16 protein-coding genes are annotated in these 16998 nt (G+C 40.6%); 10 read left to right on the top strand and 6 right to left on the bottom strand.

Annotated features, from left to right (window positions below; genetic code table 11):
• Window positions 1-95: 95 nt before the first annotated feature.
• Genes IV512_RS06690 through IV512_RS06680 form a run of 3 tightly spaced genes read left to right on the top strand, consistent with a single transcriptional unit; the run spans window position 96 to window position 3176 of the window.
• The gene (locus IV512_RS06690; RefSeq protein ID WP_209401788.1) at window positions 96-1763 is read left to right on the top strand and encodes a glycosyltransferase family 39 protein; all 1668 of its coding nucleotides are present in this window, start codon (window positions 96-98) and stop codon (window positions 1761-1763) included.
• Window positions 1763-2419 carry a DUF4271 domain-containing protein gene (locus tag IV512_RS06685; protein WP_209401786.1) on the top strand — a complete coding sequence of 219 codons (657 nt, stop codon included), beginning with the start codon at window positions 1763-1765 and terminating at the stop codon, window positions 2417-2419. The genes IV512_RS06690 and IV512_RS06685 overlap by 1 nt, the downstream gene beginning before the upstream one ends.
• A 10-nt stretch (window positions 2420-2429) precedes the next feature.
• A complete protein-coding gene (locus tag IV512_RS06680; protein ID WP_209401784.1) occupies window positions 2430-3176 on the top strand; it encodes a uroporphyrinogen-III synthase in 747 nt (248 codons plus the stop codon).
• A gap of 77 nt (window positions 3177-3253) precedes the next feature.
• On the opposite strand, the gene pckA is transcribed toward IV512_RS06680, so the two are convergent.
• Complete coding sequence (gene pckA / locus IV512_RS06675) at window positions 3254-4870, bottom strand: phosphoenolpyruvate carboxykinase (ATP) (protein ID WP_209401782.1); 1617 nt, start codon at window positions 4868-4870, stop codon at window positions 3254-3256.
• Window positions 4871-4919: 49 nt separating this feature from the next.
• A complete protein-coding gene (locus tag IV512_RS06670) occupies window positions 4920-5309 on the bottom strand; it encodes a DUF423 domain-containing protein (protein WP_209401780.1) in 390 nt (129 codons plus the stop codon).
• 77 nt (window positions 5310-5386) lie between these two features.
• Here IV512_RS06670 and IV512_RS06665 point away from each other — a divergent pair, with 77 nt between their 5' ends.
• Together IV512_RS06665 and IV512_RS06660 are read left to right on the top strand one after the other, a co-directional pair.
• Window positions 5387-6760: a saccharopine dehydrogenase family protein gene (locus IV512_RS06665; protein ID WP_209401779.1), complete on the top strand. Its 1374-nt coding sequence runs from the start codon at window positions 5387-5389 to the stop codon at window positions 6758-6760.
• Between the two features lie 72 nt (window positions 6761-6832).
• Window positions 6833-7303, top strand: coding sequence for an Lrp/AsnC family transcriptional regulator (locus IV512_RS06660; RefSeq protein WP_100870005.1), 471 nt, complete (start codon window positions 6833-6835; stop codon window positions 7301-7303).
• A 70-nt stretch (window positions 7304-7373) separates the two neighbouring features.
• Here IV512_RS06660 and IV512_RS06655 read toward each other — a convergent pair whose 3' ends face one another.
• From IV512_RS06655 to IV512_RS06645, 3 genes are all read right to left on the bottom strand, one after another.
• Entirely contained in the window at window positions 7374-8069 is a 696-nt protein-coding gene (locus IV512_RS06655; RefSeq protein ID WP_100870006.1) for a zinc metallopeptidase, read from the bottom strand.
• Between the two features lie 125 nt (window positions 8070-8194).
• On the bottom strand, window positions 8195-9295 hold the full coding sequence (gene ald, locus IV512_RS06650) for an alanine dehydrogenase (protein ID WP_209401778.1): 1101 nt from the start codon (window positions 9293-9295) through the stop codon (window positions 8195-8197).
• A gap of 184 nt (window positions 9296-9479) precedes the next feature.
• Window positions 9480-12566, bottom strand: a complete 3087-nt coding sequence (locus IV512_RS06645; protein ID WP_209401777.1) for a leucine--tRNA ligase — start codon at window positions 12564-12566, stop codon at window positions 9480-9482.
• 80 nt (window positions 12567-12646) lie between these two features.
• On the opposite strand from IV512_RS06645, the gene IV512_RS06640 reads away from it, so the two are divergent.
• The 5 genes from IV512_RS06640 to IV512_RS06620 all read left to right on the top strand — a co-directional run bounded on the left by IV512_RS06640 (window position 12647) and on the right by IV512_RS06620 (window position 16222).
• Window positions 12647-13525, top strand: coding sequence for an ABC transporter permease (locus IV512_RS06640; protein WP_209401776.1), 879 nt, complete (start codon window positions 12647-12649; stop codon window positions 13523-13525).
• 89 nt (window positions 13526-13614) lie between these two features.
• The gene (locus IV512_RS06635; protein WP_100870010.1) at window positions 13615-13881 is read left to right on the top strand and encodes a DUF3098 domain-containing protein; all 267 of its coding nucleotides are present in this window, start codon (window positions 13615-13617) and stop codon (window positions 13879-13881) included.
• 3 nt (window positions 13882-13884) lie between these two features.
• Complete coding sequence (locus IV512_RS06630) at window positions 13885-14679, top strand: undecaprenyl-diphosphate phosphatase (RefSeq protein ID WP_209401775.1); 795 nt, start codon at window positions 13885-13887, stop codon at window positions 14677-14679.
• Between the two features lie 32 nt (window positions 14680-14711).
• Entirely contained in the window at window positions 14712-15434 is a 723-nt protein-coding gene (gene truB, locus IV512_RS06625; RefSeq protein ID WP_209401774.1) for a tRNA pseudouridine(55) synthase TruB, read from the top strand.
• A 62-nt stretch (window positions 15435-15496) separates the two neighbouring features.
• Window positions 15497-16222, top strand: a complete 726-nt coding sequence (locus tag IV512_RS06620) for a hypothetical protein (RefSeq protein ID WP_209401772.1) — start codon at window positions 15497-15499, stop codon at window positions 16220-16222.
• Here IV512_RS06620 and IV512_RS06615 read toward each other — a convergent pair.
• Complete coding sequence (locus IV512_RS06615; protein WP_209401771.1) at window positions 16199-16825, bottom strand: thioredoxin family protein; 627 nt, start codon at window positions 16823-16825, stop codon at window positions 16199-16201. The genes IV512_RS06620 and IV512_RS06615 overlap by 24 nt on opposite strands.
• Between the last annotated feature and the right edge of the window lie 173 nt (window positions 16826-16998).

Below are 16998 nucleotides of genomic sequence, written 5' to 3'. Positions count from 1 at the left end.
TTGTGAAATTTTTAGCCATTACGACTGTATCATAATTTGTAATTTTACCCGTTGTATTACCGAAAGCCTGTTAAAACTGAGTTATTCAACGAAAAATGAAGTCTAAATTTCCGCAATTATTCTTACTTCTATTAGGCGCCATTTTTGTTCTCAACCTGCTACAATCGTATTTCACTCCCTTAATTTTTGATGAGGCCTACTATTGGCATTATGCACAAAATTTGAGTTGGGGCTATTTTGACCACCCCCCTTTGGTAGCGTTGATGGTTAAAACGGGCAGTTTAATTTTTGACGGGGAACTGGGTGTTCGTTTTGTAAGTTGCATTCTCTCGACATTGATGTTCGTAGTTTTATGGGCCTGCATAGAAAATAAAAAAAAGAAAGATTACGTACTACATTTTTTCATTCTCATTTTCTCGATGGCGTTATTGAACGCTTACGGGTTTTTCACTTTGCCAGACACCCCCTTATTGTTCTTTACAGCCCTTTTTCTATATGTTTATAAAAGGTTTCTGCAGAACACGACATGGCTTTGGGGCGTTATTCTGGGGCTTACCATGGCCGGATTAATGTACAGTAAATATCATGCGGCATTGGTGATCATATTTGTTTTGCTCTCCAATTTAAAATTGGTCACCTTAAGAAATGCTTGGCTAGCCGTCATAGTAGCACTTTTGTGTTATACCCCCCACTTTATATGGTTATACCAGAACGATTTTGTGACTATAAAGTACCATTTATTCGACCGACCCAACGACCCTTATAATTTTACCAAATACACTTTAGGCTATCTGGTGAACCTCATAGCCCTTTTTGGGCTGACCTTCCCTTGGGTGTATTGGTCCTTATTTAAAACTATAGAGCGCGATAAATTCACCCGTGCAATGCTTTTTTTGACCTACGGGATTATTATTTTCTTTTTCATGTCAAGCTTTAACAGGCGAATACAGACGCAATGGATTATTATTATTGCCATTCCGCTAATCGTTCTTGTTTTCCGACAGGTCATGCTAAATGAAACGATCCGAAAGTGGATCTTTCGAACTGGGCTTATCAATGCGGTTCTTATTTTATACTTGAGAATCGGATTGGTTCACGAACCATTGTCGCCAATTTATTATGAAACTCACGGTAACAAAGAATGGGTCGCTGAGATACAGTCTGAAATAGGTGATATGCCGGTTGTCTTCGAAAATTCATATAGAAATGCACCGATGTATGCTTTCTATGCAGGCGTACCCACTTTTTCTTTGAACAATATGATGTATCGACGCAATCAGTACTCTATCGATGATTCTGAATCAAAAGTTCAGGGGAAAAAAATTCTCTACATTTCAAGACGCAAACAAAATAAAGCAGATCTACAGTTGCCCAAAGGCGATGGAAAAATGTATTATGGCAAGTATTTCGATAATTTTGAATCGTTTCGAAAACTACGCACCTTGGTCGAAGAACCCATAAGCCTAAATCTAGAAAGAGAACAAGAATTCAAATTATATAACCCCTATGATAAAACCATCGATTTGAACAAATTAAAATTTAATGTTGCTTATTTGACTAGTTTTAAAGACGTGAAAGATCGATTTGCGATCGACCCGCTTCCGACAGATAAAGATTTAACTACTATAGCAGCAAAAGATACCGTGACCTTTAAATTCAAATTTCCGAAACCTGAAATGGAAGACCCATCCTATTTTAGAATAGGTATCTCTGAAAACGGCTTATTATATGGTATTAATGGTATAAATACAAAATTCGAGTAATGGAGCCCATTTTACGCACTTCGGGGGTCGCCGATTGGATGACCATCTTACTCATCTTAAGCCTTGTGTTTTTGGTCTTGGCCAAACGTCTTTTTTATCATCGTTTTTTGAACTTTATTATTTTACCTTTTAATAACAAGTACATTTTTATGTACAACAAGAAAGAAAAATTGGTCAATTGGTTCCATATCTTCTTCACCATCTTTCAGACCATCAATTTTGCACTATTTGTCTATCTCTCAAGAAAACTATTGATAGCATCACCTAATGACGAGTACCCATTTATGTTTCCAGTAATTTTAGGGTGCATTTTATTTTTTATCTTGGTTAAAATGGGTTTGCAACTAGGTAATGGATTTATTTTTGGGTCAAATAAGACGATTAGTGAACTAATTTTTAAAAAATTATCATATTTAAATTACAGTGGTCTCGTGATGTTCATTGCGAATTTGCTAGTGATATATGTAGTAAAAAACTCAATCGTTGTAGTATATGCGTCCATTTTCATAATTCTATTGATAAATATAATCGGTTGGGTCACAGTACTGAGGAATCATCAAAAATTCATTACCAACTACTTTTTCTATTTTATTTTGTACCTTTGCGCTCTTGAAATTTCCCCGTTCATTATCATTGGCAGTTATCTGAAATTATAATTAGAGTTATATGAAAGTAAAGACGATTTTGGTCTCTCAACCAGAACCGAAGATGGAAAACTCACCTTATTCAAGGCTGATAGATAAGGAAAAAGTCAAAGTCGATTTTGTACCTTTCATCCACGTTGAGGGAGTAGACGCAAAAGACGTTCGCCAGCAGAAAATCGATTTAAAGAACTACTCTGCTATTATTTTAACAAGTAGAAATGCGGTAGACCATTTTTTTAGAATTGCTGAAGAAATGCGATTCAAGGTACCCGATTCTATGAAATATTTTTGTCAATCTGAGGCGGTAGCATATTACCTTCAAAAATATGTTGTTTACCGTAAGCGTAAGATTTATGTAGGACAAAGAAATTTTCAGGAGTTGGTTCCTTTATTTAAAAAGTATAAGACCGAAAAGTTTTTGTTGCCCTCCTCAGATGTTTTAAAAGAAATCATACCCAACACGTTGAACGATTTAGGTATTGACTGGAAGCGTGGCATATTCTATAAAACAGTTATTAGCGACCTCTCAAACCTTAGAGACGTTTATTACGACATCTTGGTTTTCTTTAGTCCTTCTGGTATAGAATCACTATTGAAGAATTTTCCTGACTTCGAGCAAAAAGACACCCGTATTGCTGTATTTGGTAATTCGACCATCTCAGCTGCTACCGATGCCGGGTTGCGTATCGATATAAAGGCACCGACACCGGAAACGCCATCAATGACTATGGCTCTTCAGAAGTATATTACCACGGTGAATAAGAAGTAAGTAACCTAAAATTTCCACAAAAAAAGCGGTCTATATGCTAGACCGCTTTTTTTGTGGAAATTAACTATACTATTAAATTAAAAAGCATACCGCTGTGGCCCACCGCGTCGAATTTCTTCACTAGCGTAGGCTTCAAATTTCTTAAAGTTCTCTCGAAAGGCATTGGTCAGTTTAAAGGCCGTCGTATAATAGGCCTTATCATCGTTCCATGTGGCTCTCGGACTCAAAACACTGGTCGGCACCCCAGGGCACTCTCTGGGTTGTGCTACACCAAATACGGAGTGTATGTGGTACTCATCGTAATTATATAACCCTAAATCACCATTAAGTACGGCATTAATCATAGCGCGGGTGTATTTTAATTTCATTCGAGTACCAACACCGTAAGGGCCTCCCGTCCACCCGGTGTTCACCAACCACACGTTAACGCCCGCCTCCTGCATTTTTTTACTTAACATCTCGGCGTATTTAGCGGGATGCAAGGGCATAAACGGCGCTCCGAAACATGCAGAAAACGAAGGAATTGGTTCTACCACCCCCGCTTCGGTACCGGCCACTTTAGCTGTGTAACCCGATATAAAATGATACGCCGCTTGACTGGGAGTCAGTTTTGATATAGGAGGTAAAACACCAAAGGCATCTGCAGTCAAAAAGAAAATATTCTTCGGATTCTTACCAATAGATGGGCGCTGTACATTTTCTATATGGTATATGGGGTAGCTCACCCGAGTATTTTGAGTGATAGAAGTATCGGAGAAATCGACATCTCCTTTATCATCTAAAATTACATTCTCGAGAATAGCACCTTTCTTGATGGCCCCAAAAATTTCGGGCTCACTTTCTGCCGACAGGTTGATTACCTTGGCATAACATCCGCCTTCAAAATTAAAAACGGCATTTTCATTGTTCCAGCCATGCTCATCGTCACCTATCAATTTTCGGGAAGCATCTGTTGACAAAGTTGTCTTTCCGGTACCGGACAAACCGAAAAAAATCGCAGTATCCCCCTCTCGCCCCACGTTGGCCGAACAGTGCATCGGCATCGTATTTTTCATAACTGGCAATATGAAATTCAAGGCCGAAAATATACCTTTCTTGATTTCTCCCGTATAACCTGTACCACCGATCAGTGCCACCTTTTTGGTAAAGTTGAGAATGGCAAAATTATGCTGTCTGGTGCCATCGACTTCAGGGTCTGCCATAAATCCGGGGGCATTGATCACAGTCCATTCAGGATCGAAGTTTCTTAACTCTTCCTCCGTAGGTCGAATAAACATATTGTAGGCAAATAGATTAGACCAAGGGTACTCGGTCACCACCCTAATATCCATACGATAGTTATGGTCGGCACAGGCATAACAATCACGCACGTAAAGCTCTTTCTCGTTCAGATAAGAAATCACCTTATCATAAAGCGATTCAAATTTTTCTGGAGTAAAGGGAATGTTTATATCACCCCACCAAATTTTGTCTTGGGTCACCTCATCTTTAACAATGAAACGATCCTTAGGTGATCTACCGGTAAATTCACCAGTGTTGATTGCCAAAGCCCCTGAATAGGCCTCTCTACCCATACCTTTTTCTATGGTAATTTCATGAAGTTCATCAGGCGTCAGTTGATAATTGAAATTTGTGTGCGTGATACCGTAAGCTTTCAAAGAAATTGAACGCTTGCTAGTTGTTGAGTTGTTCATTAAGTTGAGTTTTAGCTGAAAAGATTACTGATATGTAGTTATAAAATATTCATTGACTGAAACGACTATAAATTTTGTACCCGAACAATCCCCATGCAATAATCAATAAGGCACCTCCGATAGGTGTCACGAAGCCAATGGTTCGAAAATCAAAACCCGTCAATGCATTGGTTGCCAATAAGTATATGGAAAAGGAAAAAAAGATAATACCGCTGACGAGAAGATAGAAAACCACTTTTTTGTCCTCAGGCTTTAATTGAGGCAACCCTCCAAGAATCAGCAAGAGTAGCGCATGATACATTTGATAGTCTATACCGGTTTCAAAAGTTTGAACGCTGTTCTGATCAATCAACTTTTCTAGACCATGTGCACCAAATGCCCCAAGAATTACAGCAGACATGCCAAATAAGATTCCAGCACCGCAAATTGTTTTGTTCATAACATCAAATATATTCTTTTTTAAAATTATAACAATTTATACCTTAGTGGATATACGACAAACTTAAAGAAAAGTACATGCTTCGAAAAATTCTGGTTATCGGCGCAGGAAAATCTACCTCATATCTTCTTGATTATTTCTTGGAAAAGGCCGAATCTGAACAGCTTCAAATAACTATAGGTGACTTGCATCCGGAAATGATTCCATCCAGAATTAAAAATCAAGTGGCTTGCGAAATCATACAACTTGATATTTTTGACGAGGCCCTACGAAAAAACCTGATCAGCCAATCAAATATTGTAGTATCGATGCTTCCGGCAAGCTTGCATATATTGGTCGCCCGTGACTGTATTGCTCTCAAAAAACATTTGGTCACCGCTTCTTACATCAGTAAAGAACTAAAAGAAATTTCGCCCGCGGCAGAACAAAAGGGACTTATTTTCATGAACGAGATGGGTCTTGACCCAGGCATCGATCATATGAGTGCAATGCAGGTAATTGACCGAATTCGTGAAAAAGGTGGAAAAATGTTACTTTTTGAATCTTTTACAGGAGGATTGGTCGCCCCTGAAAGCGACACCAACCTTTGGAACTACAAATTTACCTGGAACCCTAGAAATGTAGTTCTGGCCGGTCAAGGTGGTACGGCTAAATTTATTCAAGAAGGCACCTATAAATATATACCCTATCATAGACTGTTCAGAAGAACCGAATATTTTGAAATCGAAGGTTATGGTCGTTTTGAAGGGTATGCAAATAGAGATTCGCTAAACTATCGAGAAGCATACGGACTACAAGATGTACTCACCCTCTATCGCGGCACTTTACGAAGGGTAGGGTTTTCAAAGGCATGGAACATTTTTGTTCAATTGGGCATGACCGATGACAGCTATGTCATCGAAAACAGCGAGAAAATGTCATTTCGTGATTATACCAACCTTTTTCTTCCTTACTCCCCTACAGATTCGGTTGAACTAAAGCTGAGACACTATTTGAAAATTGACCAAGATGATATTGTTTGGGAAAAGCTTTTAGAGCTTAATCTATTCGATTCGAAGAAAACCATTCCCCTTGTGAAAGCCTCACCTGCTCAAATGCTTCAATATATATTGGAACAAAAATGGTCGCTAGGCGATGATGATAAAGATATGATAGTGATGTACCACAAATTCGGTTATGAACTTGATGGTGAAAAACGACAGATCGATAGCAATATGGTAGTTACCGGAAAAAACAGAACACATACGGCCATGGCCAAAACTTTAGGTCTGCCCGTTGCGATGGCCACTCTTGCGATTTTAAATAAAAAAATTACGACGCCCGGGGTACAGATACCCATTCGAAAAGAGGTTTATAAACCTATTTTAGCCGAACTTCAAAAATACCATATCCGATTTAGGGAATATGATGTCCCTTATTTTGGGTATAATCCTGATACACAAATAATTTAACAGGGGAGCTTTTAATCTTGTTTTAATCCTTAATAAATTCTGTATTTTTAACGATAACTTGAAACAAGAACTATGAAATCTAATGACGAAAATGTCAAAATCGACGGAATTGACAAGAAAATTCTAAGGTATTTAATGGAGGATGCCCGAAAACCGATTCTTGAAATTGCCCGTAATATAGGCATTTCGGGTGCAGCCATTCATCAACGGTTGCGAAAACTCGAAGCCTCGGGCCTATTAGCAGGTTCTAAATTCGTCATTAACCCAAAAGTGATGGGGTACACTACCATGGCATATATTGGTATCTATCTCGATAAGGCCATGAGCAACCCTGTTGCCGTAAAGCAGCTGGCCAAAATACCGGAAATATTGGAATGCCATTACACTACGGGAAACTGGTCAATTCTAATCAAAGTACTTTGCCGTGACAATGAACATCTAATGCAGGTATTAAATAAAGAAATACAGCAAATCGAGGGGGTATCCCGTACAGAAACTTTTATCTCTCTGGCCCAACAAATCGATAGACAGATTACTATCTAAAATCACCCTCCTTAAACTAAAAAAGCCTGCTCAAACGAGCAGGCTTTCCCATATCTATTTTCTAAACATCTTAATCTCTACCTCCGAAAACCTGAAGCCCCCAGTAAACTAGAGTCGCCAAAGAACCGATGGCTGCTACCAAATAAGTTCTGGCCGCCCATTTTAAGGCATCTTCAGAACCTTTATACTCTTCGGGAGTCACAACATTTTTCGCTTTTAACCACGCCAATGCCCGGTTACTTGCGTCATATTCTACCGGAAGCGTAATAAAACTGAACAAAGTTGCCAAGCCCATCATGACCAATCCGGCAACGGCGACCCAATATCCAAGCCCGACACCAGCGGCGGCACCCAACATTAATCCCCCAAAAACTACCCACATCGACATGCTCGAAGTAACACTTACCACGGGCACTAATTTTGATCGCAGCGTTAACCACTCGTAAGCTTGGGCATGTTGTACCGCATGACCACATTCGTGTGCTGCAACCGCAGCTGCAGAAGCGTTGCGCTGATTGTATACACCTTCACTAAGGTTGACCGTTTTGTTCGCAGGGTTGTAATGATCAGTTAACATTCCAGCAGTGGAAACCACCTTTACATCATTAATACCGTGATCGGCCAACATTTTCTCCGCGATTTCCGCACCGCTCATTCCATTGCGCAAATGCACCTTTGAATAGTGCTTAAATTTGCTTTTAAGCCTACTACTAACGAGCCAGCTCACCAAGGCTATGGCTCCTATCAATATATAATAACCCATCATAACTTTTCTATTTTAAATTATCTTAAAGATACTAAGTTTCCCTTTTCAATCGGAAACACATTTCAAGAAAAGCAAAAACCCCGCCATATTCGGGCAGGGCATTTTTACTGACAAAATGTACTTTTCTAAACGGCCGATTCGGCCCAATCAAAGGTTTCGGCAATTTCTTTATAAATCACCTTTCCATTACTGATGTTCAATCCCTTTTGCAACGAGGCATCTGCTTCACATGCCTTTTTCCAGCCTAAATTGGCCAATTTTAAAACGTATGGCAAGGTAACATTGGTCAATGCCATAGTCGAAGTGTAGGGCACCGCCCCTGGCATATTGGCTACGGTATAGTGAACCACATCATCAATAATATAAATAGGGTCTTCATGTGTAGTAGGTCTAGTCGTTTCAACACAGCCTCCTTGGTCTACGGCAACATCGACGATGACCGTACCGGGCCGCATTTCTTTCAACATATCTCTAGTAATCAAGTTCGGGGCCTTGGCCCCTTTTAAAAGAACACCTCCAATAATCAAATCATGGGTCTTTATATGCTTTCGGATGTTAAACTCGTTCGAGAACTCGGTTACCACATGGGGCGGCATCACATCGTTTACATAACGCAAACGCTTCATGTTGATATCGAGGATGGTTACATGCGCACCCAAACCTGCTGCCATTTTAGCAGCTTGAATACCTACAACACCCGCGCCAAGCACCAAGACCTTACCGGGAGCGACCCCGGGAACTCCCCCCAAAAGCACACCTCGACCTTTGACCGGTTTTTCTAGATATTTCGCACCTTGCTGTATCGCCATACGGCCTGCAACTTCTGACATTGGGGTCAATAAGGGCAAAGTGCCCTCATGGTCTTCTACCGTTTCGTAAGCAATACAGGTAGCTCCACTTTTGATCATCGCTTTGGTTAGGGCCTCACTAGAGGCAAAATGAAAGTAGGTGAAAACCACTTGCCCTTTTTGAACCATTTCATACTCTTGCGCTATCGGCTCTTTCACTTTTACGATCATTTCGCTGATACCATAAACTTGGCCGATGGTATCTAAAATAATGCCTCCGGCTTTTTTATAGTCTTTGTCAAAAAACCCACTGCCCTCACCTGCGGTAGACTGAATATAAACGGTATGGCCATTTTTGGTCAGTTCATAAACCCCAGCTGGGGTCATACCAACTCTGCTCTCATTGTTCTTGATTTCTTTTGGAATACCAATATTCATAAGGTAGTGGATTTAAAATTTGCCTCTAAATTCCGACAAAAAACAATGACACAAAAACAAACTCGTTAAAAATTAGAGGTCTTCAGATGAAAAAATATATTTTTATAACAGAACACCCCTCAAAATAGAGGGGTATCAATTTATTTACATGTATTTTCTGAAGTTCACATCGAATAAAAAATACCTAGCCTACAATATTCACGATTTTGCCGGGTACCACGATTACTTTTTTAGGAGTTCTACCTTGCAATTGACTCTGGGTCTTTTCATGAGCCATTACCGTAGATTCAATTTCTTCTTTCGACATATCTAAAGGAAGTTCAAGCTTAAAGCGCATTTTTCCGTTAAAGGAAATTGGATACTCTTTACTGCTCTCGACCAAATATTTTTCTTCGAACTTTGGAAAGGGCGCCTCGGAAATCGATTCTTCATGGCCCAACTTTTGCCATAACTCCTCCGCAATATGCGGCGCGTACGGACTTACCAAAATAGCCAACGGTTCTAGAACAGCCTTACTGATACATTTCTGGCCGCTCAATTCGTTTACACAGATCATAAATGTGGAAACCGTAGTATTAAAGCTAAAGTTCTCGATATCTTCTTCGACCTTTTTGATGGTCTTGTGCAACGTTTTCCAAGAATCTTTTGAAGGCTCGGCTTCGCTTACCTCAAAAGCACCGTCTGCTCCTGAATGATACAAACGCCATAATTTCTTCAAGAAACTATGTACTCCCGTGATACCAGCGGTATTCCAAGGTTTTGATTGCTCCAAAGGCCCTAAAAACATTTCATACAACCGCAAACTGTCTGCTCCATACTCTTCACAAATCGCATCAGGATTCACAACATTGAACTTGGATTTAGACATTTTTTCGATTTCACGGCCGACGATAAATTTACCGTTTCCTTCTTCGATAATCTCACCATCCTCCCCAATAAAAACAGCTTCAGCATATTCAGGGCGCCACTTCTTGAATCCTTCTACATCCAACTCATCAGAAGCGTTTACTAAATCCACAAGTACGTGAGTCCTAAAATAAGACCTTAGACCGTTATCTATTACTACCTTGCCACTCAGGCCCATTTTCTCGATATCGCGACCTATAGGTTCTATAAGGAATTTATCTATTTTTTCAACCAATTTATTATGTTCCTCCTGCTCCTTATTATCAACTTTCCTATAAGAAACGCGCATTTTTTTCACAATCCCCTCAGAAAGGTATCTATCCTTTATAATAGAATATTTATCATTTATCAGCTTTACATTTTCCTTTTCTTCATTCGACAAACTATCTAAATAATCTGCTAAAACCACTATTTGGTAACCAACTCTCTTAGCAAAAGCACTCGTCCCTGTAATCATCCCTTGGTTGATGAGTTTTTTAGCAAACTCATCTTTGGGCACTAGACCTTTATCGAACATAAACTTTTGCCAAAAACGGCTGTACAATAAATGGCCGGTGGCGTGCTCGCTACCACCAATGTACAAGTCTACATCTTGCCAATAGTTAATGGCCTCTTGCGAGAAGATTTCCTCATCGTTATGGGGATCCATATAGCGATTGAAGTACTGCGAACTACCCGCCCAACCGGGCATCGTATTTAAATCTAACGAAAATACCGTTTCGTTATCGATTTTACCGTTGCTTACCACTTTATTGGCAGCCGTATCCCAAGCCCATTCGGTGGCGTTGCCCAAAGGCGGTTCACCGGTTTCTGTAGGCAGGTATTTATCCACTTCCGGCAAGGTAATGGGCAAATATTGCTCTTCGATCATATGTGGCAGACCATCGGCATCATAATACACCGGAAAAGGTTCGCCCCAATAGCGCTGACGACTAAAAACGGCATCACGAAGTCGGTAATTTATCTTTCCTTCTCCCTGACCCAATTTTTCCAGTTCAGCAATCGCTTTTTTGGTGGCTTCCTTATAGGGTAGGTCGTTGAGAAAATCAGAATTGGCAATGACGGTATTTTCCTTGTCCGCAAAGGCTTCCTCAGAAATATCGACATCCTTAAAAATATTGGGAATATCGATACCGAAGTGCTTGGCAAAATCATAATCACGTTGATCCCCGCAAGGCACCGACATCACGGCTCCTGTTCCATAGCCTGCCAAAACATAATCGCCGATCCAAATAGGTATAGACTCTTTCGTAAAAGGATGCTCGGCATAGGCCCCGGTAAAAGCACCGGATATCGTTTTAACATCGGCCATTCGTTCACGTTCCGAACGTTTTGCCGTAGCTTCAATATAAGTCTCTACTGCCTCTTTTTGTTCGGCTGTAGTTATCTGTTGCACCAAGTCGTGTTCGGGTGCCAAGGTCATAAAACTAACACCAAAAATGGTATCGGGCCTAGTGGTAAAAACAGAGATTTCTTTATCCGATCCTTTCACTTTAAAACTGACCGACGCCCCAACACTACGACCGATCCAATTGGTCTGCGAATCTTTTAAAGGTTGTGGCCAATCCACTTTTTGAAGTCCATCAAGCAAACGCTGGGCATAAGCGGTTATACGCATGCTCCATTGGGTCATTTTTTTTCGTACCACAGGATGACCGCCACGCTCAGAAACGCCGTTTACGATTTCATCATTGGCCAGTACGGTTCCTAAAGCAGGGCACCAGTTGACCTCACTTTCTGCTAAATAGGTCAATCTATATTTGAGTAGGGTTTCTTGCTTTTCTTTCTCTGAGAAGGCGTTCCATTCCGCGGCCGAAAAGTTAGATACGTCATCATCACAAACCGCATGTATACTGCTATTCCCTTCCTTCTCAAAAACGGAAACCAAATCGGTGATCGCTTCCGCTTTATCGGAATCTTTATTGTACCAAGAATTGAACAATTGAATGAAAATCCACTGTGTCCACTTATAGTATTTGGGGTTGGAGGTGCGTACCTCGCGACTCCAATCAAAAGAAAAACCGAGTTGGTCTAACTGCCTACGGTAGGTTGTTATGTTTTTCTCGGTCGTAACCGCCGGATGCTGTCCTGTTTGAATGGCATACTGCTCCGCCGGCAAACCGAAAGAATCATACCCTTGAGGGTGTAACACGTTAAAACCTTTATGTCTTTTGTAACGTGCATAGATATCACTGGCGATATAACCGAGCGGATGCCCCACATGCAAACCTGCCCCCGAGGGGTAAGGAAACATGTCCAACACATAGAACTTCTCCTTTTCAGAATTGTTCTGCGCCTTGAACGTTTGGTTCTTGGCCCAGTATTCTTGCCATTTTTTCTCTATGCTATTGAAATCGTACTGCATCGGTTGTCCGTTTTTTCTATGTCGCGCAAAAATAAGTTTATTCGATTTACTTTCCTAAATTTACGGTCGTATAGACACTTATGGGAAAATCTTTTGAACAGTATCAAAAACAGAAATTAATATCGTCTTACTTCTCGGTTGCGTTAAGTATCGGTCTTGTTCTGTTTTTATTGGGCATTTTGGGGCTTTTGGTGTTGAATACCAAAAAGATGGCCGACCATTTTAAAGAACAGATTACCATTTCTGTTTTCTTGAAAGACGAGGCCAAAGAATCAGAAGTCGATCAACTGCAAAAAACATTGCTACAGACCGAGCATACGAAAGCGGCCATCTATGTTTCTAAAGAAGAAGCGGCCAAACAACACAGCGAAGAGATCGGCGAAGATTTTCAAGACTTCTTGGGCTATAATCCTTTAAAAAACTCAATTGATGTTCAATTAAAGGCTGATTTCGTAACCCCTGAACAAATCGCAGAAATCGCAGAAAATCTTTCCGCTAAGACCTATGTAGAAGAAGTAAGCTATGACAAACCCTTAGTGGGCCTGCTTAGCGAAAACGTAAAGAGAATCAGTTTTTGGATACTCGTCGCGAGCGGTATTTTTACTTTTATCGCCTTTTTATTGATCAACAGTTCGATCCGTTTATCGATTTATTCGAAACGATTTATTATCAAGACCATGCAAATGGTCGGGGCGACCAAAGGCTTTATCCGCCGTCCTTTTTTATGGACGAACATTAAACTGGGCATGCTGGGCGCATTTATTGCGGCAGCTGTGCTAGGGATAGTTCTCTTCTATTTAGACAAGAACTTTCCTGAGCTTGAACTTTTCAAAGAGGTGGAAATATTGGGTATGCTTTTCGGGGCGATTTTCTTGCTGGGCGTTCTCATTTCGTTAATCTGCACTTTCTTTGCCACCCAACGTTTTTTAAATTTGCGAACCGATGAGTTATACTATTGACAAGCAATTTATGTTGTGTTACGGTCGCAAACATGTTAACTGTTACCAATAAGACCGATAACAAATAACTTTTTCGCTAAATTTGCAGCATGGGCAAAAAACACCAAAAATCGACGAGCCAGCCAAAGCAAGAATTCATCTTCCAGAAGAAAAATTACACCTTTATGTTCATAGGCCTTGCCTTTATCGTATTGGGTTTTATTTTGATGAGTGGTGGAGGTAGTGACGACCCCAATGTGTTCAACGAAGATATCTACAGTTTTCGCAGAATTCGTTTGGCGCCTACCTTGGTCTTGATTGGTCTTGGTATTGAAATCTATGCCATATTGTTGAATCCGCACAAGAATAAAAAATAACTTTTGGATACTTTAGACGCCATCATTCTCGGTATCATTCAAGGATTGACCGAATTTTTACCTGTATCATCAAGCGGACATTTAGAACTAGGCAAGGCCATTCTTGGTGATAATTCAGTACCAGAAGAAAGCCTGCTTTTTACCGTAATACTTCACTTTGCAACCGCCTTAAGTACCTTGGTCGTCTTTCGAAAGGATGTCTGGGAAATTATTAGCGGACTCTTCAGTTTCAAATGGAACGAAGAAACACAATTTTCTTTAAAAATCATCATTTCGATGATACCTGCCGTCATCATTGGCCTGTTCTTCGAAGAACAATTGGAAGCCTTTTTTGGCGGAAATATTCGGTTCGTAGGGTTCATGTTATTGATTACCGCTGTGCTGCTTTATCTGGCCGATAAGGCCGAAGACACCGAAAGAAAAGTAAGTATCGGCAATGCATTCGTTATCGGCGTGGCTCAGGCAGTAGCTATGCTGCCGGGTATTTCGAGAAGTGGGGCGACAATATCGACTTCGGTTCTTTTGGGAGTGGACAAAACAAAAGCTGCCCGATTTTCTTTTCTTATGGTAGTGCCCTTAATTTTCGGAAAAATAGCTAAAGACCTGATGAGTGGCGAACTCGCCTTCAACGGTGACAACGGTGTTGCCATGGGTGCTGGTTTTATTGCTGCATTCATAGCCGGTCTAGCCGCTTGCACCTGGATGATTCGATTGGTCAAGAAGAGTAAACTTTCTTATTTTGCCATATACTGCCTCATCGTAGGTATTATTGCTATCGCCTTCGGCTTCTTAGGATAAGGTCTCGAACCACATAAAATTTGTAAAACGGAATGGACAACCGTACCAAAGAAGAATTTCTTAACGGACAACTATTACTCATTGACAAACCTTTGGGCTGGTCATCTTTTCAAGCGGTAAACAAATTGAAATGGGCCATTCGCAAAAAATTCAGTCTAAAGAAGATAAAAATTGGCCATGCCGGAACTTTAGATCCGCTGGCTACAGGTCTTCTACTTATCTGTACGGGTAAGTTCACCAAAACAATTCCCGAACTTCAGAGTCAGGCCAAAGAATACACCGGCACAATAACTCTGGGTTCAACTACGCCATCTTACGACTTAGAGACCGAAATTGACCAAACCTACCCGATTGAACATATTTCGGAAGAAATGATCCAAGAAGCGGCCCAAAGTTTTCTTGGAGCGATAGAACAACGGCCCCCGGTTTTTTCGGCTATTAAAAAAGACGGCAAAAGACTATACGAATATGCCAGAAAAGGCTTGGAAGTCGAAATTAAGACCCGTACTGTTCATGTTTCGGCCTTCGAAATCACTGAAATAAACTTTCCTGAAGTTAAATTTCGTATCGAGTGTAGCAAAGGCACTTATATTCGAAGTTTAGCACATGATTTGGGGCTAAAGTTACAGGCAGGGGCACATTTGTCTGAACTACGAAGAACCAAAATAGGAGATTACAACGTAAATAAAGCCCTAGACCCCAATGTTTTTGCAGAAAATCTGCTGGGGCCTTCCGAAGATGGAAAAAAGTCTTAACCAAGAATTTCCGTTCAACGAAAAATTAAAATAATTTTAAAAATTTAGGGTTATAGATTAATATGAACCTCAACCGCAAGCAGTTATCTCTTTTAATCACCATGTTCTCAATGGCCATAGTGGTATTGTGCCTATACAACATTCAGTTGGGGGGTCAACAAGAAGAAGACGAGTATGTGGTAGAGATGGTTCTTGACGAAGAACTGATAGAAGAGCTTCTAGAGGAAGAAGAGCCTGAGGAAGAAATGGAAGACATCGACCCGGTCAAAAGTCATATGGCCTACAATGAAACCGCCGAGGCCAGCCAGGGCAGCCCTGAACCCTTAAAAACCTTGCAGGAAATATTGGCCGAACGGGAAGCCGCCGAAAACGCTGAAGATAGCGAGCCCTCCGATTCAGACTATGCCGAACGGGTCAAAGAATTAAGAAAAAAACGTGAAGAGGCCAAACAGAAACTTGGTGAAAAAGAGGCCCATAAGCAAGAATTCACGAACAACTTGGCCAAACGCCGTACATCTGTATCGTTCTCATTGATACAGCGCAACGGTTATAAGCTGCCCCCACCGATATATACCTGTATCGAAGGTGGTAAAGTGGTCATTAATATCGAGGTGAATTCTGCCGGTAACGTAATCGATGCCGATTATAATTCTAAAAGTTCAGGCACTTCCAACGGATGTTTAGTTGAAAATGCCATTGCGTATGCCTACAAATCTAAGTTCAGCTCTGCATCTAGAGCCTCACAAAAAGGTACTATCACCTATTTATTTCAGGGGAAGGCTCGCTAAGAGTTCTTTCAAAATTGTTTGCCCCTTATCTTTATTATACCATTGCTGAAGCTCCTCTTTGAGTTCAGGTAAAATGGTGCCGTGTTCGGCCTTATGGTCTGAAACCAATTTTGCAGCTGGCTTCGGGCGTGGTCCCCAATCTGAAAGTACCTCTTTAATTTTGGAATCAAAGATTATCAATTTAGGTATCGACATTCCCCCATTGGTCAAAAAACGGTTCATTAAACCTAGGTTCTCATCACGAAGAACTACTTTAAAATCTATTTTCGAATTAAGCTCTGCTATTTTATTCATTACCGGTAACGAGGGCGCCGCATCACCACACCAACTTTCGGTAAGCACCAAAAAGGTTACATTCTTGTCTAACTCCTGAAGCTGTTCAATAACTGTGTCATCAAGCTTTACCGTTTTATCGAAACGCTTCATCCGCCTATCGTTCAACATGGTATAATTTGCCAATGCCTCGGTTTGCTCAGGCCCAGTGGCTTTACCCTCCAATGCCAATTGATTTACCATCACCCTGTAGTCGCTATAAGAGATGGCTTGCGATAAAGCTTCTTGAATTAATTCTGAAGTCGATTTATTTGTTATTGATACGGACATTCTTTGGTATAGTTTATTTGTATTTTCAGGATTGTTCCTCTCTAATATGAAGTGTTATTGGTAGGGTTTTCTCCAGAAAACTTACATCCGCATAAAATAACGTTTTGTACCATCAAAAAATATATCAGTTGCTCAAGCAAATTTTCAATTTAAACTCTAATTTACCTATTTGG

This window comes from Pseudozobellia sp. WGM2, assembly GCF_017810075.1.
Lineage (GTDB): Bacteria > Bacteroidota > Bacteroidia > Flavobacteriales > Flavobacteriaceae > JADNYK01.
This window is presented reverse-complemented; position numbering and strand designations above follow the sequence as displayed.

Bases quoted from the DNA above. Each gene is read 5' to 3' on its own strand.
- truB (WP_209401774.1), top strand. From the start codon at position 14,712: ATGGACAACCGTACCAAAGAAGAATTTCTTAACGGACAACTATTACTC.
- IV512_RS06645 (WP_209401777.1), bottom strand. From the start codon at position 12,566: ATGCAGTACGATTTCAATAGCATAGAGAAAAAATGGCAAGAATACTGG.
- IV512_RS06670 (WP_209401780.1), bottom strand. From the start codon at position 5,309: ATGAACAAAACAATTTGCGGTGCTGGAATCTTATTTGGCATGTCTGCT.
- IV512_RS06680 (WP_209401784.1), top strand. From the start codon at position 2,430: ATGAAAGTAAAGACGATTTTGGTCTCTCAACCAGAACCGAAGATGGAA.
- IV512_RS06660 (WP_100870005.1), top strand. From the start codon at position 6,833: ATGAAATCTAATGACGAAAATGTCAAAATCGACGGAATTGACAAGAAA.
- IV512_RS06640 (WP_209401776.1), top strand. From the start codon at position 12,647: ATGGGAAAATCTTTTGAACAGTATCAAAAACAGAAATTAATATCGTCT.
- IV512_RS06665 (WP_209401779.1), top strand. From the start codon at position 5,387: ATGCTTCGAAAAATTCTGGTTATCGGCGCAGGAAAATCTACCTCATAT.
- IV512_RS06635 (WP_100870010.1), top strand. From the start codon at position 13,615: ATGGGCAAAAAACACCAAAAATCGACGAGCCAGCCAAAGCAAGAATTC.
- IV512_RS06685 (WP_209401786.1), top strand. From the start codon at position 1,763: ATGGAGCCCATTTTACGCACTTCGGGGGTCGCCGATTGGATGACCATC.
- IV512_RS06690 (WP_209401788.1), top strand. From the start codon at position 96: ATGAAGTCTAAATTTCCGCAATTATTCTTACTTCTATTAGGCGCCATT.
- IV512_RS06655 (WP_100870006.1), bottom strand. From the start codon at position 8,069: ATGATGGGTTATTATATATTGATAGGAGCCATAGCCTTGGTGAGCTGG.
- ald (WP_209401778.1), bottom strand. From the start codon at position 9,295: ATGAATATTGGTATTCCAAAAGAAATCAAGAACAATGAGAGCAGAGTT.
- IV512_RS06620 (WP_209401772.1), top strand. From the start codon at position 15,497: ATGAACCTCAACCGCAAGCAGTTATCTCTTTTAATCACCATGTTCTCA.
- IV512_RS06615 (WP_209401771.1), bottom strand. From the start codon at position 16,825: ATGTCCGTATCAATAACAAATAAATCGACTTCAGAATTAATTCAAGAA.
- pckA (WP_209401782.1), bottom strand. From the start codon at position 4,870: ATGAACAACTCAACAACTAGCAAGCGTTCAATTTCTTTGAAAGCTTAC.